Source organism: Sinorhizobium meliloti, from assembly GCF_017876815.1.
GTDB classification, from domain to species: Bacteria; Pseudomonadota; Alphaproteobacteria; order Rhizobiales; family Rhizobiaceae; genus Sinorhizobium; species Sinorhizobium meliloti.
Genome location: NZ_JAGIOS010000002.1, coordinates 1,076,047 through 1,096,769 on the forward strand (window position 1 = coordinate 1,076,047; position 20,723 = coordinate 1,096,769).

Below are 20,723 nucleotides of genomic sequence, written 5' to 3' on the forward strand. Positions count from 1 at the left end.
GCGGCGAATGCGTTCCGGGCAGCCGACGCGCTCTTGACTCTCGTGGTATAACACCTTAACAATCACACCATGAGCACACTGGCCGTTCGCAAGAAGCTTTCCGACGAAGTCCGGTTGAAACTGGAGGAGATGATCCGCGACGAGATCTATCCTCTGGGGGCGACGCTTCCTTCCGAGCGAGACCTGATGGAATTGTTCGGGGTCGGGCGGCCCTCGATCCGCGAGGCGCTTTATGCGCTGGAGCGCATGGGGCTGGTGAAGGTCAGCACGGGCGAGCGTGCCAAAGTCACGCGGCCGACGCCGGACCACTTCCTGTCTTCGCTTGCGGGCGCTGCGCGCATGCTGCTCGGCCATCCCGAGGGCGTGGCCAATTTCGAGCAGGCGCGCCTGTTCCTGGAGGAGGGATGCGCGCGCCATCTTGCTGCCCATGCGACAGCGGAGCAGATCGAAGCAATCGACGCCGCGCTGGCGCGCAATGAGGCCGCCATCGGCAAGGCTCGCGCCTTTGCTGCCACCGATGTCGCCTTCCACCGCACGCTGACCCAGATGGTCTCGAATCCCATTTTCGTCGCGGTCCACGACGCGTTCGTGGACTGGCTGATCGACCAAAGGCCTCTGCCGACCAGGCCGGAGATTTCCAACAGGGAGAGTTTCGAGGAGCACGTGGCGATCGTGGAGGCCATCCGCTCCCGCGATCCGGAGCGTGCCGGAAAGGTCATGCGCGAGCACCTGGAGAGTGCAGCGCGTAAATACAGGCAAACGAGCCCGTAGCATCGGGCCGATAATGGGAGGAGCAACAATGAAAACGGGAATGATTTCGCTCGCGCTTGCGGGGCTGCTGATGGCGTCGCAAGCCATGGCTCAAGAGGCGCGCACATTGCGCCTGGGAATGCAGGGTACGGCCGGAGACCCGCAATTCGAGGGCGTCACCGAGGCCGCGCGCATCATCAAGGAAAAATCGGGCGGCCGGCTGACGCTGGAAATCTTCCCGAATTCTCAGCTCGGTACATTCACCGAGATGATGGAGCAGGTGACGCTCGGCGAGCTCGACTTCACGCTGAACCCGTTTGGCGGGATGGACGCCTGGGTTCCCCGGGCGGTCTTGGCGAGCACCGCCTATGTCGTCGGCGACTTCGATCACCTTCAGAAGATCATCGCCTCCGACTGGGGTAAGGGGATCGTCGACGAGATGCGGACCGAGCACAAGTGGCGCATGGTCGACTCCTGGTACTTCGGGACGCGGCACACGACGGCAAAGAAACCGATCGAAAAGCCTGCCGATTTCGCGGGCATGAAGCTGCGCGTCCCGAACTCCGCGCCGCTTCTTACCTGGGCGAAGGCGATGGGCGCGAGCCCCACGCCGGTCGCATTCGCCGAGGTCTATCTTGCACTCCAGACCAATCAGGTGGACGGCCAGGAAAACCCGCTGCCCATCATCGACTCGATGAAGTTCACCGAGGTCCAGTCCCATGTCTCCCTGACTGGGCATCTGGTGCAGGACCAGGTCATCCTTATGTCGGAAGACACGTGGAATGCGCTCAAGCCCGCCGACCAGAAGGTCGTGATGGAGGCATTCGAGGCGGGCGGTGCCCTCAACGACAAGTTGGTCACCGACAAGGAAGCGAGCCTCGTCAGCGATTTTCGCGAGCGCGGCATCACCGTGGTCGAGCCCGACAAGGCGGCGTTCCAGGAAGCGATGAAGCCCGTCTATGCCGATCTCGACGCAAAATTCGGTGCCGACACGGTGAAGACGCTGCTCGATCTCCGTTAACCGCCCGCAGGCGCGGCCACAGATGGCCGCGCCCTCCATTCCGGGGAGTTCAGCAATGGCCAATCCAAGCCGCTGGCGAAGCTTTGCCCACATCGAAGAGTCACTGGCCGCGATCCTGCTGGTCTTCGCCTTCGTTGTGATCGCACTGCAGATCGTCACCCGTTTCGTCTTCCATGATCCGATGTTCTGGACAGAGGAGGCTGCGCGTTATGCCTTCGTCTGGCTGGTGGCGCTTGGCGCGGCAGAAGGCGTAACCTCACGGACGCACATCACCATGGATATCGTGCCGCGGATGCTCCCGGAGCGGGCGCAGCTCTTTCTGCGGCTCGTTCTGGATGTCCTGGTGCTCACCGCGCTGCTCGTTCTCGTTTACTACGGTTTCTTCGGGGCCATGCGCGCCCACAAGGTGATGTCGATCGCGATCGGCGTGCCGGAGTCGTGGCTTTACGGCGCCTTGCCCGTATTCGGCCTGTTGGCGGCTGTCCGGATCATGCTTGTCATGGCGCGGGATGTCCGGCTGCTTTTCGGCGCCCGCCGCCCGTCGGTCGATGCCCCTTTCGAAAGGTATCTCTAGATGGCGACGCTCTTCGGGGGATGGTTTGCCCTTCTGATCGCCGGCATGCCGGTTGGATTCACGCTGATCGTGGCTGCGCTCGCCTACATGCTCTGGCAGGGGACGGGCCTGAACTTTGCCGGCCAGCGCATGATCGCCGGCCTCAACAGCTTTCCGCTGCTTGCGGTCCCCTTTTTCATCCTCACCGCACAATTGATGAATCTCTCGGGCGTGACCGAGCGCATTTTCGACTTCGCCAAGGCGCTTGTCGGCCATATCAGGGGCGGGCTAGGCCATGTGAACATCATGGCGAGCGTGCTGTTTTCCGGCATGTCCGGCTCGGCCGTCGCCGATGCCGCCGGCCTTGGTCAGCTTGAGATAAAGGCCATGCGCGACGCCGGCTATGACGAGCAGTTTTCCGGGTCGATCACCGCCGCATCGGCCATCATAGGCCCGCTCATCCCGCCCTCCATTCCCCTCGTGGTCTACGGCGTGATCGCCAATACCTCGATCGGGGGCCTTTTTCTCGGCGGGATCGTGCCCGGCCTCCTTTGCGCGGCCTCGCTCATGATCATGGTCTACGTGATCGCCTGGCGCCGCAACTATGCGACCGCGCAGCGCGCCGGCTTTCGCCGGGTGTGGTCCACCTTCTGGCACGCGCTGCTTCCGCTCATCACGCCCTTCATCATCATCGGCGGCATCTTTGCAGGGGTGTTCTCGCCGACCGAGGCTGCCGTGGTCGCGGCCAGCTATGCGCTCTTCCTCGGTGTCGTCGTCTACCGTGAAATCACCTTCGCCAAACTTGTGACCGTACTGCGTGAGACTGTCAGCCATACGGCCGCCGTCGGCCTTCTCATCATGGGCGTGTCGCTATTCGGCTATGTGATCGCGCGGGAGCAGGTACCCCAGCACGTCGCCACGTTCTTCCTCACTTATGCGGACGATCCGCTGACATTCCTGGTCCTCGTCAATCTCATGCTGCTTGCGCTCGGGACCTTTATCGAGGCGCTGGCAATCCTGCTGCTCATCGTACCGGTGCTGGTCCCGACCGCGCTCCAATTCGGGGTGGATCCCGTCCACTTCGGTGTCATGGTCGTGTTCAACCTGATGATCGGCATTTTGACGCCGCCCATGGGTGTGGCGCTCTTCGTCGTGTCCAAGGTCGCCGACATTCCCTTCGGCGTGCTCGCACGCGGTATCCTGCCTCTTCTCATTCCGCTCATCGTCGTCCTGGTGCTGATCACCATCTTTCCGGCGCTCGTCACCTTCATCCCCGACCAGATGCTCGGAGCCGCCCGATGAACATGCAAGCCAGGCCGCCCGAAGGTGTATGGGGAGCAGTGCTCCTGCCGGTGGACCAACGAGGGGAGATCGAATGGTCCGCCTTGCAGGAGCAGCTTTCCTCTCTTCGCGAAAGCGGAGTGCACGGCATCTACACAAACGGCACTGCCGGCGAATTCCACAGCCAGACGGAGCGTGAATTCGACCGGCTGAGCCAGCTGGTCTCCGAGTTTTGCCATTCCGTCGCCCTGCCGTTCCAGATCGGCGTGTCGCATTCGAATGCGCGTGTCGCGCGCGAACGCCTGGCCCGCGTCGCCTCTCTGCGACCTGATGCCGTTCAGATCACCCTGCCGGACTGGTGGGCGCCGAGCTATGACGAGGCGGAGGTCTTCTTCGCCGGTATGGCGGCAACTGCGCCCGGCACTCCGATGATCCTCTATAACCCGCCTCATGCCAAGCGCCGGCTGAACCTTGACGAGATCGCAAGGCTAAAGGCCCGTCTCCCTATGCTCATCGGGGCCAAACTGCCGGGCGGCGACGAAGTCTGGTACGGGGAGCTTCGTCGCAAGCTGCCGGATCTCGCCGTCTTCATTCCCGGACATTTCATGGCGAGCGGCTGCCTCGGGGGCGGCCGCGGCTCCTATTCCAATGTCGCCTGCCTGAGCCCCGCCGGGGCCGTCAGGTGGTGGCATCAGCTTCGGGAGGATCCGGCAGGCGCTCTTGCCTTCGAGGCCCGCGTCGTCGGCTTCATGAACGAGCATGTCCTGCCGCTTGCTGTGCGCCATGGCCTGTCCAACGCCGCGCTCGACAAGGCGATGGCTGCAGCCGGCCGCTGGTGCCCAATCGGGCCGGGATTGCTCTGGCCCTATAGGTCCGCCCCCGGTGAAGCGGTGATCGAGCTTGGCACCGCTGCCCGCCGCCAACTGCCCGAGCTTTTTTCCACGAGCCAGTGAAAGCGATCATAAGATGAAACTCGAAGGGATCTATTCGGCCCTCCTTACTCCGTTCTCCGAAGACGAAAGCATTGACCGGCAGGCCATCGGGGCGCTCGTCGATTTCCAGGTCCGTCTCGGCATCGATGGGGTCTATGTCGGCGGCAGCTCGGGCGAAGCGATGTTGCAGTCGCTCGACGAGCGCGCGGACTACCTCTCCGACGTTGCGGCCGCCGCGTCCGGCCGCCTGACGCTGATCGCTCATGTCGGCACGATCGCGACGAGAGATGCGCTCAGGCTTTCGCAGCATGCGGCCAAATCGGGTTACCAGGCGATCTCGGCGATCCCGCCCTTCTACTACGACTTCTCCCGGCCCGAAGTCATGGCGCATTATCGGGAGCTCGCCGATGCTTCGGCCCTGCCTCTCATCGTCTATAACTTCCCCGCCCGCACCAGCGGCTTCACCTTGCCCGAACTGGTCGAGCTTCTCTCGCATCCCAACATCATCGGCATCAAGCATACGTCGAGCGACATGTTCCAGCTCGAACGCATCCGGCATGCAGTACCCGACGCCATCGTATACAACGGTTATGATGAAATGTGCCTGGCTGGTTTCGCGATGGGCGCACAGGGTGCGATAGGCACGACATATAATTTCATGGGCGATCTGTTCGTCGCGCTCAGGGACTGCGCAGCGGCCGGGCGGATCGAGGAGGCCCGGCGGCTGCAGGCCATGGCGAACCGCGTGATCCAGGTGCTGATCAAGGTCGGCGTCATGCCGGGGTCCAAGGCGCTGCTCGGCATCATGGGCCTTCCCGGAGGCCCCTCCAGACGCCCCTTCCGGAAGGTCGAAGAGGCGGATCTCGCAGCCCTTCGCGAAGCCGTGGCGCCGGTCCTCGCGTGGCGCGAGAGCACTTCCAGAAAAAGCATGTAACGGTTTTCCGTCCGGAAGTGCGCCATTTCAAGAGGTTAGAGCGTTGAGTATCTTGATGAAACACTAAAACGCTCTAACTCCGCGCGGGTACCCGACTGCAATGGAATTGTCGCCACCCAAAGGCCGCAATCATGTGCAGTGTATGAGCGACCGTTCGCGTCCTTCTTCGTAGCCATACCTCCTTACGCCAAGCACCCGGTTCCTTGTCAACGGCGAGTTGGAACGCACGCGTCGCCGCAGCATGCACTCCGCAGGCAATGCGGCGGACACGGAGTTTTGAGTGGACGGGTGGGGTTGGTCCAATAAAGATGCGCGTGAAGACTGTCGAGGCTCGTGATGGAACGTAAACTCGCAGCAATCGTCGCTGGCGACATCGTCGGCTATACCCGTCTGATGTCCGAGGATGAATCCTCGACCTATGCCGCCCTGCGGGCGACTTTCAGCGGACTGATCATACCTTCGGTCGAGAAGCACGGCGGCCGCACCTTCAAGACGACAGGGGACGGTTTTCTCGCGACGTTTCCGAGTGTCAACGAGGCGCTCGATGCCGCGATCGAAATCCAGAACGGATTTTCCGAGCAGCCCTTCGACATGCGCCTCGGCATCAACCTCGGCGACGTCATAGAAGCCGACGGCGACATGTTCGGCGACGGCGTGAACGTCGCGTCGCGGCTCGAAGCCATGGCCGAGCCGGGCGGCATTTTCGTGAGCGAGGCGGTGGTCCGCAGCGCCGACCGGAACCGCAGCAAGCTCTTCTACAGCATCGGCCGGAGGCACGCGAAGAACATTCCCGAGCCGTTCGCCGTCTACGCGGTGCGGCTCGATGCGGACGAAAAGAACCGTCGCGGCTGGCTTGGGCGGATCGCTCGTGGCCGGCGCGCGGCCTTGCCCTACGCCATCGGGGCCGCGGCACTCGTCCTCGCCGCTGCCGCAACGCAGGCGCCGGAGGTAAGAGCCGTCGGCGCCGACCTGGCCGGCAGCCTCGCGCGCCTGGCGGGCGGCGAGCTCGCCGATGCAAGGCCGACGGTTGCGGTGCTGCCCTTCGACAATATGAGCGGCGACGCCGAGCAGAGCTATTTCGCCGACGGGCTTACCGAGGATATAATCGCCAGTCTGGCGCGAAACCCCGAGCTTCAGGTGATTGCCCGCAATTCGACCTTCGCCCTGCGCGGTCAGGCAGAAGACATCCGCCTCATCGGCGAAAGGCTGGGTGCCGGCTATGTGGTCGAAGGCAGTGCCCGGCGCGCCGGGGACCAGCTTCGCGTGGTGGCGCAGCTGATCGATGCGCGCAGCGGTGCGCATCTCTGGTCGCGCAGTTACGACCGCCGGGTCGAGGACATATTTGCGGTCCAGACGGACCTCACGGCCGAAATCGTCTCGCATCTCGTTTCCTATGTGCGCGAGTCGGAAGTATCGAATGCGGCGGAACGGCCGACAGAGAACCTCCAGGCCTACGACCTCGTCCTCCAGGCCCGTGACCGCTACAAGCACGGGTCGAAAGATGCGGAGGCGCTGATCGCTGCCCGCGCGCTGCTTCATCGTGCCCTCGAGCTCGACCCCGGTTACGCCGCGGCGCGGGCGAATCTGGGGATGACCTACATCGTCGACTTCGTACAGAACCTCAGCGGCAGGGCGACGACGACCGACGCGGAAACCGGTCTCAGTGAGGCCCGCCAGGCAGTCCGCCTCGATCCAAATCTCGCTGCCGGCTACCAGGTCCTCAGCTTCGGCCTTTCGGCAACCGGCGACTATCCCGGCGCCATGCAGGCGGCACAAAGGGCCGTCGAACTCAATCCGAACGACCCGGACAGCCTGATGGCGCTGGCAAAGGCGCAGGTCCGGTTCGGCAGCTATGACGAGGCGGTGCAAAACGCCGAGCGGGCTCGCCGGCTGCATCCCATGGCGCCGGAATATTATACCTATGTCTACGGGCAGGCGCTCTATGCTGCCGGTCGTCTCGATGAGGCGGACGAGGTCTTGCGGGAATGCCTCATTCGTGCGCCGCAGGAGGCGGATTGCCTGCTGATACGGACGGCGGTTCTGAGCCAGCGGGGAGACGTTGAGGGAGCTCAGCGCACAATGGCGCGCCTGACCGAAGTGGACCCCGAATTTTCGCTCGCAAGCGAGCGCTCCATGCGCCGCTTCGGCGACTCCGCGCTGATGGAGCAATTCCTCTCCCGGCTCGCCGAAGCAAATGCCCCGGACGTAACGAGCGGTTTCCTTCACCCGCGCACGCAATCCCGGACCTAGTTGGCGGGTCTCAAGCGCAGAATCCTGCCGGATGCGGCGTCGATCAGCGCGAGCACCGAGCCATCGGAAGCCTGGAGGAGATCGCGAATCCGTGCCTCGAGCGAAAGAACTTCCTCGCCGGTCACCTTCTGGCCGTCCGTCTGCACTCTGACGATACCGCCTGCCGACAGGCCGCCGATCAGGAGGTCGCCCCGCCAGTCCGCAAACAGGTCGCCCGTATAGAACATCATTCCCGAGGGTGAGATCACGGGCGTCCAGCTATGGATGGAGCCTGCGAATTCGGGCCGGCTCGGCGGATCGGGAATTCGTTCGCCCGTATAATGTCTGCCCCAGCTCACCGCCGGCCAGCCATAGTTTTTGCCGGCCTCGGGTATGTTCAACTCGTCTCCCCCCATCGGTCCCATCTCTGCCGTCCAAAGCACGTCGGTTTCCGGATGGATGGCGGCGCTCTGCACGTTGCGTTGGCCGTAGGACCAAATCTCGTCGGCGCCCTCGCGGCCGACGAAGGGGTTGTCGTCCGGTATCGAGCCATCGGGATTGAGGCGGACGATCGTGCCGAGATGGTTGGCCGGATCCTGGGCCTCCTGCATGTCGAAGCGTTCGCCGAGCGTGATGAATAGTTTGCCGTCCGGCGCAAAGGCCAACCTCGAGCCGAAATGATTCTCGCCTGAAGCCGCCGGCTCCTGCCGGAAGATTATCTTGAAATCGGAAAGCGCGGTGGCGTCGTCGTTCAGCCGGCCACGGCCGACCGAGGTGGCCGCGCCGCCTTCGCGTTCCTCGGCAAAGGAAAGATAGACAGTCCTGTTCGTCGCGAAATCCGGATCGAGTGCAACATCGAGAAGCCCACCCTGACCCTGGGCGAAGACATCCGGGACCCCTTCGATCGGTTCGCCGACGGCTCCCTCGGCCGAAACAAGGCGCAGCCTGCCGGGACGCTCCGTCACCAGCATGTCGCCATCCGGCAGAAGGGCAGCGCCCCAGGGATGCTCGAGGCCGCCCGCGAAGACTTCGACGCTGACCGGCCCGCTTTCGGTGTCGAGCATACGCGGCGAATCCTGCGCAGTCGCGGTCTCGTGCCGCGCAACGGCCACCGCCGCCGCCAATGCCAGGAAAACAGCTGCTCGCATCATGGCCGCCTCCGTTCGTTTCACGAACCGCACTGTTCACTCGGCCCCTAATGGGGAAGCCGGGCCAAGGTTCCCGGCAGTGCTGCAGGCCGCGTTCACATGTTGCTGCCGCCGGGAGGGAACGCCTGTCACGGTCAGAACACGGCAAGATACCGCAGCAGCGACAGGATGCCGATAATGATGACGATGACCTGGACAATCTGTTTGGTGCGCCCGTCGAGGGGAAGGCGATTGACGAGATAGAGAACCAGTATGACGACGAGAAAGGTGATCAGGATGCTGATCAATACCGACATGTTATCTGCCTCGTTCGTTGAAAAGTGCTGCCTTCTATTTCAACTATGGGAGGCAAAGCAAAAGGCAAGTGGAGGGCTTTGGTGTTCGCTTAACTCTCTTCACCGAAGATTGTGGCGGGGGTCTGGATTCGAGCCGTATCCGCACCGATATTAACTCATCATCAACAAAGCCGCTTTGATTAGAGGGTCAAAGGAAATGTCGGTGCGCTTCTCGGATCTCGCCATTGACGACGACGAAATCTTGATGTTGCGACGTGTTCACGTTTATGCCTGCTCCTCCAGGGAGCTGGAGCCGGAAAGCGAACACGGTGCGGAGTTGGGCAAGATGCTGTTCCATCTTTACCGGCAGGGCGTGAGGAGTGAACTCGCGCTGATGCAGATGTTGACGGCGGGTGAGGCCCCGCCGGCGCCGGAAGCGGGTTAGAGCACTTCCCGGAAAACCGTGTAATGAAGCAGTGAGGCGCTCTAGCCCTCGCGCAGGGTTTGGGCCATGGCACGAATGATCAGGACGGCCGAGGCGGCGCCGGGATCCATGTGACCGAGCGAGCGCTCTCCGACCCGGGCCGCACGGCCTTTCGTCGCCACCATGGAACGCGTAGCGCTGGCGCCGTTCTCGGCGGCTGCGGTCACATCCGCCCAGAAGGCGGCGGTGGACTTGGCGGCTGCGACCGCCTGCGCCGCTGCGTCGGCGGCGGGAAGCCAGACATCGAGCATCGTCTTGTCGCCGCGCTGCCCTTTGCCGCGCTCGCCTATGCCGGCGGCAACCGCCTGGATGAGGAGAGAGCAAGCCTCGATGTCCAATGTGTCGCGTCCTTCCAGGGCCTGGGCCGCACGGCGGAAGGCGGTGGCGTAAAGCGGTCCTGTCGAAGCTCCGACGGCATTCAGGAAGGCGCTTGCCGCCGCGGTCATGACGCCGCTCAGCCCGGCGCTGCCTGCATCCGTCCTTGCAAGTTCGCCGGTCACGGCTGAAAAGCCGATCGCCATGGTGATCCCGTGATCGGCATCGCCGATCGCGCCGTCAAGTTCGGACAGGTGGTCTCTCTCCGCCTCGATGGCACTGGAGATCGCCTCGAACACTTCGATCAAGCGGCGCACCGCGCTTTCCGACATCATTTTCCTCCCGCGGCCTTCGGGTGGATCCGCAGCACCGGCCAGGGCTTCCGCCGATTCCAGCTGATCTCCAGGCCAGTTCTAGTTGACCTTCAGGAAGGCCGTTTCGCAAGGGTGATGAAGCAGATCGGACAGCTCCTGATCAAGATGGAGAATGGTGATCGAAGCGCCGGCCATGTCCAGTGAGGTGCAATAATGTCCGATCCAATTCGCTTCGATCAGAATGTCCTTTGCCGCCAGTCGCTGCTGGACCCGCCGGAACAGGATATAGAGTTCCATGAGGGGCGTCGCACCGAAGGAATTGACGAGAACGGCGACGCGCTCGCCGGGTGCTGTCTTCATCTCCTTGAAGATGCGGTCCATGATGCTGTCGGTAATCTCGTCCGCCGATCGGATGCGCTCGCGCGTCACCCCCGGTTCGCCGTGGATGCCCATGCCGACCTCCATGTCGTCCGGGCCGATCTCGAAATTGTGCCGGCGCGTCTGCGGCATCGATCCGGGTTCGAGCGCGACTCCCACCGTATAGGTGCGCAGGTTCGCCTTTTGCGTGACGGCTTCGCACGCTTCCAGCGACAGGCCCCGATCGCAGGCCGCGCCCGCGATCTTGAAGATGAAGAAGTTGCCGGCAACGCCGCGCCGGCCCTCGCGGTCTTCGACCGGCGAGGAGGCGACGTCGTCGGTCGTCAGGACAGTCTTTACCTTGATGCCCTTTTCTTCGGCGATTTCAGCCGCCATCTCGAAGTTCATCACGTCGCCGGCATAGTTGCCGTAGACGAAGAGCACTCCTTCGCCTCCGGACGCGGCCTCGGCGCATTGCACGATCGGATCGGGCGGCGGTGAGGAAAAGATGTTGCCGACCGCAACCGCATCGGCGAGACCCTTGCCGACATAACCGAGGAAGCACGGCTCGTGCCCCGTGCCCCCGCCGATGACTAGGCCGACTTTTCCGGGCCTGGGGCCGTTGCGCGCGACGAGCGCCCGGTGCGATCCGTTGATCGGCTGCAGGTAAATCTCATGCGCCTTGACGGCTCCATCCAGCATCTCTTCGACGACTTCGTTCGGGTTGTTGAGGAATTTCTTGACGTGGGTGCGATAGGAGCTCGGTGTCTGGACAAGCTTCGGGCGGTGCGAAAGCTTGGCGTCGAGTGCCGTGACGCCGTCGGCCCGCAAGATAGCGTGACCGGTCGCCGCGTCCGTGATGAGCACGTTGACATAGCCGCCGCGTAACGCCGCGAGCAGGGCCGGAACCTTGTCGAAGCCGCCAGCGACCGCAATGCGCGTTCCTATCTTGCGGAGCAGGTCCAGCGAGATGCCGACCGTGCGATGGTCGAGCGGGCCCGCGACCGGACGGCCGCGTTCATCGATGAAACGGCCCGCAACGACGCCGACGGCGCCGGCCGCCAGATAGTCCTGCAGCGAGACCGATTCGAAGAAACCGCTGGTATGAATGGTGGAATTCGGCCGAAGAGAGGAGATGCCGAAAAGCACCCGGTTTGCCCTCGCCAAAGTCGCGAACTGCTCCTGAACCAGAGGCTCTTCCAGAAGCATATGCAGGAGCTCGGGCGATTTGACCACCGCCGGCGCGGTGATGTTGACGCAGCGGGCCGAAATTGCACGGGCGACCGCCGAGGCACAAAGCTCCGGCGTATAGGCAAAAGAGGCCGTGGTGCCGCCGGTCGCCTGAACCACCGTCATGTCCTGAAGGGAAGCGATCCCGGCGTGTTCGCCAACAGAAAGCACGGTGCGGCCCCAGGCGACGGCGAGCGTATCGCCGGATTTCAGGAGTTTTGGAAGCGCCTGCGCCCCGGCCGCGCCGAGGCGATCGATCAATGGACGTGCATTGTCGTCGCTCGGGACCACGAGACAGTCGGTCAGGCCGAAATGCCGCTTCAATTCCTGGGCGATGGTGAGCGATGCCAGCCGCGCCGGCTCGATCGAAATGTTGACGATGCCTTTTTCGCGGGCGTCGGCGAGATAGCTGTTTACCGTCGCCCGCGACACACCCATGGCCTCGGCGATCTCGCCCTGCGTCATGCCGTCTTCGTAATAAAGCCAGCAGGCCCAGACATAGGGGTCGTCACCGTAGCGCAAGGGGATCGCGTCCGAAGCATCGATCGTACCGCTTCGATTGGCAGCGCCCTTGCGCGCAGAAGGTGTCTTGATCGTCATGCAGTCCTGTACTTCCCCTGTTTTCGGACCGCGAGGATGGAAGCAACGCCGTGCTTTTGCAATGGGGCCCGGGTGCCGCTAACCCCTTTGCACGGAATCGCGCGAAGGTGACGTCAGGCGAGCCGGGCGCGTGCCCCGTGGGACAACTCCCTGAGGATGATCGCACAGGAGGTGGCGCCGGCGTCCAACACGCCGAGCGAGCGTTCGCCGAGGCGGCTCGCCCGGCCGATCCTCGCGATGAGGTCGCGCGTCGAGTCGCGGCCGGCCTCCGCCGCCGATACAAGTGCGTCGAGCGCTTCGGCGAAGGGCCTGCCGTCGGCAGTCGCCGCATCGAAGGCGTCGACCGCAGGCACCAAGGTGTCGAGCAGCGTCTTGTCGCCCACCTTGGCGGAGCCGATCGACCGGATGCCTTCGAGCCCCGCATGAAGCATGCGGCTATAGGCGGCGGCGTCGATTGCATCAGCGCCCTCGATCTTTTGCGCGAATTCGGTGAACATCACGCCGTAGAGCGGCCCCATCGAGCCCCCGATCTCCGTCATCAGCACGGTGCCGAGCGTATCGAGCGCCTCTGCAAGCGAGGCGTCCTTGCCCTTCAGGCGTTCTGCGGCAAGGCCAAAGCCCTTGGCCATGTTCACGCCGTGATCGCCATCGCCGATCTTGCCGTCGATCTCGCTCAGATAGGCGCGGTTTTCGATGATCCGGTCGGCAAGCGTGAGGACGATGTCGCCGGCTCTTGCATTTTCAAACGTCTGCATGTCCATGTCCTCAGAGAACGGCGGTGCAGCGGACCTCGACATCGAGGAGCGCCTTGAGTTCTTCGTCGAGCGCCATGACCGTCAGCGTCGCTCCGACCATTTCGAGCGAAGTGAAGTAGTTGCCGACGAAGGTGCGGTAGATCTTGAGGCCCCGGGCGGTGATCTCGCGCTCGATCGTGTCGTTCAGGATGTAGAGTTCGTTGAGCGGCGTTGCGCCGAGGCCGGAGACGAGCACAGCCACTTCCGTGCCCTGCGGCAGGTCGTGATCGTCCAGCACGATCTTGCACATGTCGACAGCGACCTCTTCGGCGGTCTTCAGCGCTTCGACGCGCAGGCCGGGCTCACCGTGATGGCCGATACCGACTTCCATCGTGCCCGGCTCGATCCGGAAGTTTGGATGCCCGACCGCGGGGAGGGTGCAGGGGCCGAGCCCGACCCCGATCGAGCGGCAATTGTCGATCGCCTTCTGGGCAGCCGCACGGACCTCTTCGAGACTCGCGCCGGCGGCCGCCTTGGCCCCGCCGATCTTCCACATGAAGATTTCTCCGGCGACGCCGCGCCGCTTCTCGCGCTCTTCGGGCGGCGCGGAGCAGACGTCGTCATTGGCCACGACCGTCGCAACTTCGATCCCTGCCTTGGCCGCGAGCTTCACCGCCATCTTCACGTTCATGTTGTCGCCGGCATAGTTGCCGTAGAGGCAGACGACGCCCTTACCGCCGTCTGCCTCGCGCATCGCGTCGTGAAAGCTCTTGGCCGTCGGGGAGGAAAAGAGCTCGCCGACGGCGACCGCGTCCAGCATGTTGCGGCCGGTGTAGCCGATGAAGGCAGGCTCATGGCCGGAGCCGCCGCCGGTCACGACACCCACCTTGCCGGCAACCGGCGCGCCCCTTGCGACGATGACGCGCGGATTTTCGCCGAGGCGGACGATGTCGGCATGCGCCTTGACGAAACCCTTGACGGTATCCTCGACGACTTCGTCGGGATTGTTGATGAAACGCTGCATGGCAGTCCTCTTTTGTCCGTCGCTGGCGATACGGCCCAGCGCAACACTACGTTGAATCTAACATCGTCTGCCGGAGCAGACCGGGGTTTGCCGGCGCAGTTCGGGTGCCAGGCCGGCTGGAAAATATTGATCGAGAAATCCTCCCTGGCGAACAGCCGGCTCACGTCGTACTGCGAATTTCCTACATAATTCAAACATGGCTCGACAAATGTCAACATTCACGTTAGATTGCCGAAAATTCGATAAGGATGGAAGCAGATATCGTCGAGATTCCTGTTTTTTTCAAAGACTTGACGTTATCCTGCTGTCGCCGCTCCGGCGATCGGCTTGGGGCGGCGGGAAGTCGGCGGGGCGTGAGACACCCCTGAAATGCGGTGTGGGAGAGGCTGAAATGAAAAGCGTGTTTGCCGACCGGCAATTCAACTTTCTTGTGGCGACCAATGTTCTCGTGGTCGCGCTCGCCGTCGTGTTCGCCGGAGATACCTTTCTCAGCCTCTACAATTTTCAGTCGATGTCCGCTCAGGTTCCGGAGCTTGCGCTGTTGGCTCTCGGCGTGATGCTCGCCATGATCGCCGGAGGCGGCGGCATCGATCTGTCGGGCATCGCTCTCGCCAATCTTGCCGGGGTAGGTTCCTACCTGCTGGTGCGCGACTGGGTTTCAGCCGATGAAGCGCCCCTTGCTTTCTCGTGGCTGTTTGCGGCGATGGCGCTGCTGATCGGTCTCGCCGGCGGTTTGCTGAACGGTGCCTTGATTGCATTGGCCGGCCTTACGCCGATCATCGCCACGCTCGGCACGCAGCTATTTTTCACAGGTCTCGCTGTCGCTTTCACCAACGGCTCCGCGATCACCCTCGGCTACATCGAGCCCCTCGACAATTTCGGCAACACCCCGGTACTCGGTGTGCCGATGTGCTTCACGCTCTTCGTCGTCATCGCGGCCCTGATCGGCGTCGTGCTCCGCTTCACGCCTTTCGGTTTCAAACTCTACCTGATGGGCAGCAATGCCAAGGCCGCCCGTTATGCCGGCATCCCGCAGCGCCGGATGCTTCTTCTGACCTATACCGTCTGCGGAGTGCTTGCTTCGATCGCTGGAATCATCATCGCCGCCCGCACCTCCAGCGTGAAGTGGGACTATGGCAGCTCCTACGTTCTCATCGCTATTCTGATCGTCGTGATGGCGGGTGTACGGCCTGACGGTGGATATGGACGCACGGTCTGTGTCGTCCTCTCCGCGACGGCGCTTCAGATGCTGTCCAGCCTGTTCAATTTCCTCGATATCTCGAATTTCTTCCGCGACTGCGCCTGGGGACTGCTTCTGATCGTGTTCCTGGCAACGTCGCGCGTCGATCTCCGCGCATATCTTTCGCCGCGACGCTGATCCCGAGGTCCCCAAACGGCGCAATGCCCCCCGCCGTCGATTTCTGGTCGGGCAAACAACAAGTGATGAGGAGACACTCATGTCTGTCTACAAGAAGATTGCCGCCTGCACGGTCGCTTTGGGTGCGCTTTGCGCCGCCCAGCTTGCCGTCGCCCAGGACGCTCCCTCCGTCGTGATCGTCGTCAAGGTGACCGGTGAGAATTGGTTCACGCGCATGGAGGAAGGTGTCGTTGCCTATGGCAAGGACAACCCAGCTGTTTCGACGAGCCAGATCGGACCGGCCAAGGCCGACGCGGCCCAGCAGCTTCGCCTCATCGAAGACCTCGTCGCGAAGAACGTTAACGCAATCGCCGTCGTGCCGATGGACCCTTCCGCTCTCGAAGGCGTCTTCAAGCGGGCGATGAACCGCGGCATCAAGATCATCACGCACGAAGCCGACAGCCTGAAGAACACGCAGGTCGATATCGAAGCCTTCGATAACAAGGTCTTTGGCGCGCGCTTCAACGAGAAGCTCGCCGAATGCATGGGCAAATCCGGCAAGTGGACCTCATTCGTGGGATCGCTGGGCAGCCTCACGCACGTGCAGTGGGCCGGCGGGGGTGCAGAGAACGCCAAGAAATATCCGGAAATGGAACTCGTTTCGGAGAAAAACGAGTCCTTCAACGACGCCAACAAAGCCTACGAAAAGGCACGCGAAATCCTTCGCAAGTATCCCGACATCAAGGGCTTCCAGGGTGGTTCGGCCATTGACGTGATCGGGATCGGCCGCGCGGTCGAGGAAGCCGGCCTCGTCGGCAAGGTTTGCGTCGTCGGCCTCGGTCTGCCGAAGGACACGGCCAAGTATCTCGAATCGGGTGCCGTACAGAGCATCTCCTTCTGGGACCCGAAGGATGCCGGCTACGTCATGAACAAGGTTGCCCAGCTCGTGATCGAGGGCAAGGAAATCACGGACGGCATGGATCTCGGGGTGCCGGGTTACAACAAGGTATCCGTGAAGAAGGGCCCTGGCGACGGCATCATCGTTGTCGGCGAAGCCTGGGTCGACGTCGATAAGTCCAACTACAGCCAGTACCCGTTCTGATCCGCATCGAAGGATCCGCGGCTGCAGCCGCATCCGCCGGCAGGGATGGCCCTGCCGGCGAACAGACCGCAACTCCGGACCATGCCAATGCAGTCGACTATCATTGCCGAGACGAAGATGCCCTCCGCAGGGGCGCGGAGCGATACGATGCCCTTCCTGGAAGTTCGCGACCTGGAGAAGCGCTTCGGCGGCGTTCGCGCGCTCAAGGGGGTGAGCTTCACGATCGAGCGCGGCCGTACCTACCATCTGATGGGCGAGAACGGATGCGGCAAGAGCACGCTTATCAAGATCATTTCCGGCGCCCAGCCGGCAGATGGCGGTGAGCTTGCGATCAACGGCAAAAAGGTCGAGGGGCTGACGCCGATCGGCGCCCTGGCAGCCGGCATCGAGACGGTTTATCAGGACCTGTCGCTTCTTCCCAATCTGAGCGTCGAAGAGAATGTCGCGCTGACGCAGCAGCTGGTTGCCTCGAACGGGAGCCTCGCGCGGCGTCTCGACCTCAAGGGCCTGCGGGAGACGGCCGTCCGTGCATTGAAGGACGTCGGACTGCCGACGGAGCCCGCTTTTCTGTCGACCCCCGTCGAAGAACTCCCCATCGCAACGCGCCAGCTCATCGCCATTGCTCGCGCGATCGCTTCGGATGCCGGTCTGGTCATCATGGATGAGCCGACGACCGCACTGACGCGGCGCGAAGTGGACAACCTCATTCGCGTCGTACACGGCCTACACGCCAAGGGCGTGTCTGTCCTTTTCGTCACGCACAAGCTCGACGAATGCAAGGCGATCGGCGGGCAGGCGATCATCATGCGCGACGGCCTGAAGGTTGCCGAATGCGACGTCGCCACCCAGTCGAAGACCGAACTCGGCTTCTGGATGACGGGCAAGAACCTCGACGACACGCGTTATCGCGTCGATACCCATGGTGACGAGACGCTGCTCTCGGTGGAGCGGCTCGGGGGTGCCGGCTTCGACGATGTCAGCTTCACGGTTTCCAAGGGCGAGATATTCGGGATTACGGGACTTCTCGATTCCGGGCGGAACGAGCTTGCGCTTTCGCTGGCCGGCGTGGAACCGGCGCGGCGGGGCTCGGTCCTGCTCGCAGGCAGACGGGCCGATCTGTCGTCACCCGCCTCGGCGATCGAGGCCGGCATCGGCTATGTTCCGGAGGACCGTCTATCCGAAGGGCTTTTCCTTGGAAAATCCATCCGCGAGAATATCGTCATGGCGGTCCTCGACCGACTGCGGGGAGCTTTCGGCCTGCTCGACAGCCGCCGGGCGAAGGCTCTGGCACAGAAAACCGTCGACGATCTGCAGGTGGCGACTCCGGATATCGACAACCCCGTCATGTCCCTTTCAGGCGGCAACCAGCAGAGGGTCCTGATCGGCCGCTGGCTGACGATCGAGCCGAGCCTGCTCATCCTGCACGGCCCGACCGTCGGCGTCGACGTCGGATCGAAGGACACGATATTCCGCATCATTCAGCGCCTTGCAGGAGACGGCATGAGCGTCGTCATCATCAGCGACGACCTGCCCGAGCTTCTGCAGAACTGCGACCGCGTGATGGTGATGCGTAAAGGCCGGGTCGCCGATATCTTTCCGGCCGAAGGGCTCGAGGAGGACGCAATCTACAAGTCGATGATGGCCGAAGACGGCCAGGGAGTTCAATAACATGGCCGATGTCGCAGCGACCCCCGTCAGCGGGAGCGAGGAAGTGCCCGCCGCAATCCGGACCATGCGCTGGTTTATCCGCCACCCTCCGGCCGTTACCTTCCTTCTCGTCGTGATCGTCTGCATCGTCGTGGGCACGATCAATCCCGACTTCTGGCAGGTTTCGAACCTGTTCGACATGGCACGCTCCACCGTCGTGCGCGGCCTCTTTGCGCTTGGCGTTCTCGTCGTGCTGGCATCCGGCGGGCTCGACGTATCGTTCACGGCCATTGCTGCGCTGGTGATGTACGTCATCACCATGCTGGTCACGAATTATGTGCCGGATCTGTCCATCTGGCCGATCCTTGGCATCGCAGCCGCCGGCGGCGCGATCCTAGGCATTTGCAACGGCTTGCTGGTCCACGCATTGCAGGCGCCCTCACTGATCGTGACGATCGGCACGCAATACGCGATCCGCGGGTTTCTGCTGACGTTCATCGGAACGGCCCTGTTCATGAACATCCCCGAGTCCATGGACGCTTTCGGGAAGCTCGCGCTTTTCCGGTATGAGGGGGCGCATGGTGCAGTCTCGACGTTGCCCGCCTATTTCCTCGTTCTGGTCGTTGCCGCACTCGCCACCTGGTATATCCTCAAGCGGACCCTTATCGGCCGGGCTATCTATGCGGTGGGCGGAAACGCCAGCATCGCCTCGCGTCTCGGATACAACCTGCGCACCGTCCACGTGTTCGTCTTTGCCTATGCCGGTCTGCTCGCCGGGATTGCGGGTATCATGCACGTGTCGAGCAATCGGCTCGCCAACCCTTTCGATCTGGCGGGGTCGGAGCTGGACGTTATCGCTGCGGTCGTCCTCGGTGGCGCGCGCATCACCGGAGGGTCGGGTACGGTGCTCGGAACACTTCTCGGGGTATTGCTGATCACGCTCGTCAACAATGTGCTGATCCTCGTCGGCATCCCGAGCACGCTGCAACTCGCAATCATCGGGCTCTTCATTGTCGTCGCCGGTGCCATGTTCTCCATCAGGCCGAAAAGCTGAGCGCTGTCGGCTGTGAAGACGTGCTGACCGATCGTCTGTGATTCACAATGTTACCGCAGACGATCGGCGAGCCATGCCTCGACGCCACGCGCCGCACCGCGGCCCATGGCGAGGCATGCGGTGAGGAGATAGCCGCCTGTCGGCGCCTCCCAATCGAGCATTTCTCCGGCGGCGAAAAGGCCGGGGAGCGCCTTCAGCATGTAGCGGTCATCGATGGCGTCCAGGCGGATACCGCCGGCCGATGAGATCGCTTCGGCGATCGGCCGCGTTGCGAGCACCGGAACGGGCAAGGCTTTGATCTCAGCAGCGAGTTGCTCCGCAGCGGCTCTGGCCGCCTCCGGCGAGAGTTCCCGCAGCAATGCCGCCTTGACCGGGTCAAGCCCTGCACCCTTTCGCAGGCGATTGGAGAAGCTCGCCTTGCGGTCCTGCCGCGCGAGATCCCGCGCGAGCCTCCCGGCCGTGCGGCCGGGTGTGAGGTCGAGCAGGAGCGCCGCCTTGCCGTCCCGGTCCAGCCGGTCGCGCAGGCTTGCTGCATGGGCGTAGACGAGGCTGCCTTCGATGCCGTGGCGGCTCACCACGAATTCGCCGGGGACCGTACCCGCATCGGATGTTGCGGTAACGCCTTTCAGCGGTTGTCCGGCAAAACGCTCGCGGAAAATCTCGCTCCAGGCGACGTCGAAACCGCAATTGGCGGGGCGGAAATCGCTGATCGGCACGCCTCTCGCCCGCAGCAACGGCATCCAGGCGGCGTCGGAGCCGAGCCGTGGCCAGCTTGCGCCGCCAAGCGCCAGGAGAGCCGCGTCGCAACGGACGACCGTCTTCCCTTCCGGCGTATCGAATATGTAGCCGTTCTCCGCAAAGCCCGACCAGCGATGGCGGGTAAGAAGCCGGACGCCCTGGGCCTCCAGCCGGCGGAGCCAGGCGCGCAACAGCGGCGAGGCCTTCATAGCCTTAGGAAACACGCGGCCGGAAGAGCCGACGAAGGTCTCCGCGTCAAGACCGGCTGCCCAGACGCGCACGTCCCGAGGGGTAAAGGCATCGAGGCCCGGGCGCAGCCTTGCCGAAGCATCGCCGAAGCGCGTCGCGAAGTCCCGGTAGTCTTCGGAATGGGTTATGTTCAGGCCGGATTTTCCCGCGAGCAGGAATTTGCGCGCGGCTGTCGGCATAGCCTCGTAGACGGTCACCGCATGGTCCGAGCGCGACAAGACTTCCGCGGCCATCAGACCGGCGGGACCGCCGCCGATAATTGCGATTTCTTTTCTTTCCATCTGTGGACCACCCCGGAGCTCCTCAGGCTCTCTTGGCCTGCGGCGCGCCGGGGCGCAAGCAGATTGAGGCGATTTGCGGCGCCGATGTCCGCAATCCGGATGGGGAAGGCGGCG

At 63.1% G+C, this 20,723-nt stretch carries 19 protein-coding genes; 12 read left to right on the plus strand and 7 right to left on the minus strand.

Features of this window, described 5'->3' with window-relative positions:
• Positions 1-69: 69 nt before the first annotated feature.
• The 7 genes from JOH52_RS23980 (at position 70) to JOH52_RS24010 (ending at position 7,721) form a co-directional block, all read left to right on the plus strand.
• Complete coding sequence (locus JOH52_RS23980; protein WP_014530786.1) at positions 70-771, plus strand: transcriptional regulator NanR; 702 nt, start codon at positions 70-72, stop codon at positions 769-771.
• Positions 772-799: 28 nt separating this feature from the next.
• A complete protein-coding gene (locus JOH52_RS23985; RefSeq protein WP_014530785.1) occupies positions 800-1,771 on the plus strand; it encodes a sialic acid TRAP transporter substrate-binding protein SiaP in 972 nt (323 codons plus the stop codon).
• A 55-nt stretch (positions 1,772-1,826) separates the two neighbouring features.
• Complete coding sequence (locus JOH52_RS23990) at positions 1,827-2,345, plus strand: TRAP transporter small permease (protein ID WP_014530784.1); 519 nt, start codon at positions 1,827-1,829, stop codon at positions 2,343-2,345.
• Positions 2,346-3,626: a TRAP transporter large permease gene (locus tag JOH52_RS23995; protein WP_013850066.1), complete on the plus strand. Its 1,281-nt coding sequence runs from the start codon at positions 2,346-2,348 to the stop codon at positions 3,624-3,626.
• Complete coding sequence (locus JOH52_RS24000; RefSeq protein ID WP_014527542.1) at positions 3,623-4,558, plus strand: dihydrodipicolinate synthase family protein; 936 nt, start codon at positions 3,623-3,625, stop codon at positions 4,556-4,558. Before JOH52_RS23995 ends, JOH52_RS24000 begins: the two co-directional genes overlap by 4 nt.
• A 13-nt stretch (positions 4,559-4,571) precedes the next feature.
• Positions 4,572-5,471, plus strand: coding sequence for an N-acetylneuraminate lyase (locus tag JOH52_RS24005; protein WP_003525712.1), 900 nt, complete (start codon positions 4,572-4,574; stop codon positions 5,469-5,471).
• A gap of 336 nt (positions 5,472-5,807) precedes the next feature.
• On the plus strand, positions 5,808-7,721 hold the full coding sequence (locus JOH52_RS24010; RefSeq protein ID WP_014527541.1) for an adenylate/guanylate cyclase domain-containing protein: 1,914 nt from the start codon (positions 5,808-5,810) through the stop codon (positions 7,719-7,721).
• On the opposite strand, the gene JOH52_RS24015 is transcribed toward JOH52_RS24010, so the two are convergent.
• Together JOH52_RS24015 and JOH52_RS24020 are read right to left on the minus strand one after the other, a co-directional pair.
• Entirely contained in the window at positions 7,718-8,851 is a 1,134-nt protein-coding gene (locus JOH52_RS24015; protein WP_164855797.1) for a PQQ-dependent sugar dehydrogenase, read from the minus strand. The two genes, JOH52_RS24010 and JOH52_RS24015, sit on opposite strands and share 4 nt — an antisense overlap.
• Positions 8,852-8,982: 131 nt before the next feature.
• The gene (locus JOH52_RS24020) at positions 8,983-9,144 is read right to left on the minus strand and encodes a Thivi_2564 family membrane protein (RefSeq protein WP_010975189.1); all 162 of its coding nucleotides are present in this window, start codon (positions 9,142-9,144) and stop codon (positions 8,983-8,985) included.
• Positions 9,145-9,340: 196 nt separating this feature from the next.
• Here JOH52_RS24020 and JOH52_RS24025 point away from each other — a divergent pair, with 196 nt between their 5' ends.
• Complete coding sequence (locus JOH52_RS24025; RefSeq protein WP_010975190.1) at positions 9,341-9,568, plus strand: hypothetical protein; 228 nt, start codon at positions 9,341-9,343, stop codon at positions 9,566-9,568.
• 41 nt (positions 9,569-9,609) lie between these two features.
• Here JOH52_RS24025 and dhaL (JOH52_RS24030) read toward each other — a convergent pair whose 3' ends face one another.
• From dhaL (JOH52_RS24030) to JOH52_RS24045, 4 genes are all read right to left on the minus strand, one after another.
• On the minus strand, positions 9,610-10,254 hold the full coding sequence (gene dhaL / locus JOH52_RS24030) for a dihydroxyacetone kinase subunit DhaL (RefSeq protein WP_014527540.1): 645 nt from the start codon (positions 10,252-10,254) through the stop codon (positions 9,610-9,612).
• Positions 10,255-10,335: 81 nt separating this feature from the next.
• Entirely contained in the window at positions 10,336-12,423 is a 2,088-nt protein-coding gene (locus tag JOH52_RS24035; RefSeq protein ID WP_014530783.1) for a bifunctional sugar-binding transcriptional regulator/dihydroxyacetone kinase subunit DhaK, read from the minus strand.
• A gap of 113 nt (positions 12,424-12,536) precedes the next feature.
• On the minus strand, positions 12,537-13,178 hold the full coding sequence (dhaL, locus tag JOH52_RS24040) for a dihydroxyacetone kinase subunit DhaL (RefSeq protein WP_013850059.1): 642 nt from the start codon (positions 13,176-13,178) through the stop codon (positions 12,537-12,539).
• 10 nt (positions 13,179-13,188) lie between these two features.
• The gene (locus tag JOH52_RS24045) at positions 13,189-14,181 is read right to left on the minus strand and encodes a dihydroxyacetone kinase subunit DhaK (RefSeq protein WP_014527538.1); all 993 of its coding nucleotides are present in this window, start codon (positions 14,179-14,181) and stop codon (positions 13,189-13,191) included.
• 391 nt (positions 14,182-14,572) lie between these two features.
• Between JOH52_RS24045 and JOH52_RS24050 the strand changes: the two genes are divergently transcribed.
• The 4 genes from JOH52_RS24050 to JOH52_RS24065 all read left to right on the plus strand — a co-directional run bounded on the left by JOH52_RS24050 (position 14,573) and on the right by JOH52_RS24065 (position 19,341).
• A complete protein-coding gene (locus JOH52_RS24050) occupies positions 14,573-15,559 on the plus strand; it encodes an ABC transporter permease (RefSeq protein WP_014527537.1) in 987 nt (328 codons plus the stop codon).
• Positions 15,560-15,638: 79 nt separating this feature from the next.
• Positions 15,639-16,640, plus strand: coding sequence for a substrate-binding domain-containing protein (locus JOH52_RS24055; RefSeq protein ID WP_153530166.1), 1,002 nt, complete (start codon positions 15,639-15,641; stop codon positions 16,638-16,640).
• A gap of 87 nt (positions 16,641-16,727) precedes the next feature.
• Complete coding sequence (locus JOH52_RS24060; RefSeq protein ID WP_014527536.1) at positions 16,728-18,308, plus strand: sugar ABC transporter ATP-binding protein; 1,581 nt, start codon at positions 16,728-16,730, stop codon at positions 18,306-18,308.
• Between the two features lies 1 nt (position 18,309).
• The gene (locus tag JOH52_RS24065) at positions 18,310-19,341 is read left to right on the plus strand and encodes an ABC transporter permease (RefSeq protein ID WP_013850055.1); all 1,032 of its coding nucleotides are present in this window, start codon (positions 18,310-18,312) and stop codon (positions 19,339-19,341) included.
• A 50-nt stretch (positions 19,342-19,391) separates the two neighbouring features.
• On the opposite strand, the gene JOH52_RS24070 is transcribed toward JOH52_RS24065, so the two are convergent.
• Positions 19,392-20,609, minus strand: coding sequence for a TIGR03862 family flavoprotein (locus JOH52_RS24070; RefSeq protein WP_014530781.1), 1,218 nt, complete (start codon positions 20,607-20,609; stop codon positions 19,392-19,394).
• Positions 20,610-20,723 lie beyond the last annotated feature (114 nt).

What these genes read in the sequence shown, in the direction of transcription:
- JOH52_RS23980 (WP_014530786.1), top strand. Translation starts at nt 70, where the DNA reads ATGAGCACACTGGCCGTTCGCAAGAAGCTTTCCGACGAAGTCCGGTTG.
- JOH52_RS23985 (WP_014530785.1), top strand. Translation starts at nt 800, where the DNA reads ATGAAAACGGGAATGATTTCGCTCGCGCTTGCGGGGCTGCTGATGGCG.
- JOH52_RS23990 (WP_014530784.1), top strand. Translation starts at nt 1,827, where the DNA reads ATGGCCAATCCAAGCCGCTGGCGAAGCTTTGCCCACATCGAAGAGTCA.
- JOH52_RS23995 (WP_013850066.1), top strand. Translation starts at nt 2,346, where the DNA reads ATGGCGACGCTCTTCGGGGGATGGTTTGCCCTTCTGATCGCCGGCATG.
- JOH52_RS24000 (WP_014527542.1), top strand. Translation starts at nt 3,623, where the DNA reads ATGAACATGCAAGCCAGGCCGCCCGAAGGTGTATGGGGAGCAGTGCTC.
- JOH52_RS24005 (WP_003525712.1), top strand. Translation starts at nt 4,572, where the DNA reads ATGAAACTCGAAGGGATCTATTCGGCCCTCCTTACTCCGTTCTCCGAA.
- JOH52_RS24010 (WP_014527541.1), top strand. Translation starts at nt 5,808, where the DNA reads ATGGAACGTAAACTCGCAGCAATCGTCGCTGGCGACATCGTCGGCTAT.
- JOH52_RS24015 (WP_164855797.1), bottom strand. Translation starts at nt 8,851, where the DNA reads ATGATGCGAGCAGCTGTTTTCCTGGCATTGGCGGCGGCGGTGGCCGTT.
- JOH52_RS24020 (WP_010975189.1), bottom strand. Translation starts at nt 9,144, where the DNA reads ATGTCGGTATTGATCAGCATCCTGATCACCTTTCTCGTCGTCATACTG.
- JOH52_RS24025 (WP_010975190.1), top strand. Translation starts at nt 9,341, where the DNA reads ATGTCGGTGCGCTTCTCGGATCTCGCCATTGACGACGACGAAATCTTG.
- dhaL (WP_014527540.1), bottom strand. Translation starts at nt 10,254, where the DNA reads ATGTCGGAAAGCGCGGTGCGCCGCTTGATCGAAGTGTTCGAGGCGATC.
- JOH52_RS24035 (WP_014530783.1), bottom strand. Translation starts at nt 12,423, where the DNA reads ATGACGATCAAGACACCTTCTGCGCGCAAGGGCGCTGCCAATCGAAGC.
- dhaL (WP_013850059.1), bottom strand. Translation starts at nt 13,178, where the DNA reads ATGCAGACGTTTGAAAATGCAAGAGCCGGCGACATCGTCCTCACGCTT.
- JOH52_RS24045 (WP_014527538.1), bottom strand. Translation starts at nt 14,181, where the DNA reads ATGCAGCGTTTCATCAACAATCCCGACGAAGTCGTCGAGGATACCGTC.
- JOH52_RS24050 (WP_014527537.1), top strand. Translation starts at nt 14,573, where the DNA reads ATGAAAAGCGTGTTTGCCGACCGGCAATTCAACTTTCTTGTGGCGACC.
- JOH52_RS24055 (WP_153530166.1), top strand. Translation starts at nt 15,639, where the DNA reads ATGTCTGTCTACAAGAAGATTGCCGCCTGCACGGTCGCTTTGGGTGCG.
- JOH52_RS24060 (WP_014527536.1), top strand. Translation starts at nt 16,728, where the DNA reads ATGCAGTCGACTATCATTGCCGAGACGAAGATGCCCTCCGCAGGGGCG.
- JOH52_RS24065 (WP_013850055.1), top strand. Translation starts at nt 18,310, where the DNA reads ATGGCCGATGTCGCAGCGACCCCCGTCAGCGGGAGCGAGGAAGTGCCC.
- JOH52_RS24070 (WP_014530781.1), bottom strand. Translation starts at nt 20,609, where the DNA reads ATGGAAAGAAAAGAAATCGCAATTATCGGCGGCGGTCCCGCCGGTCTG.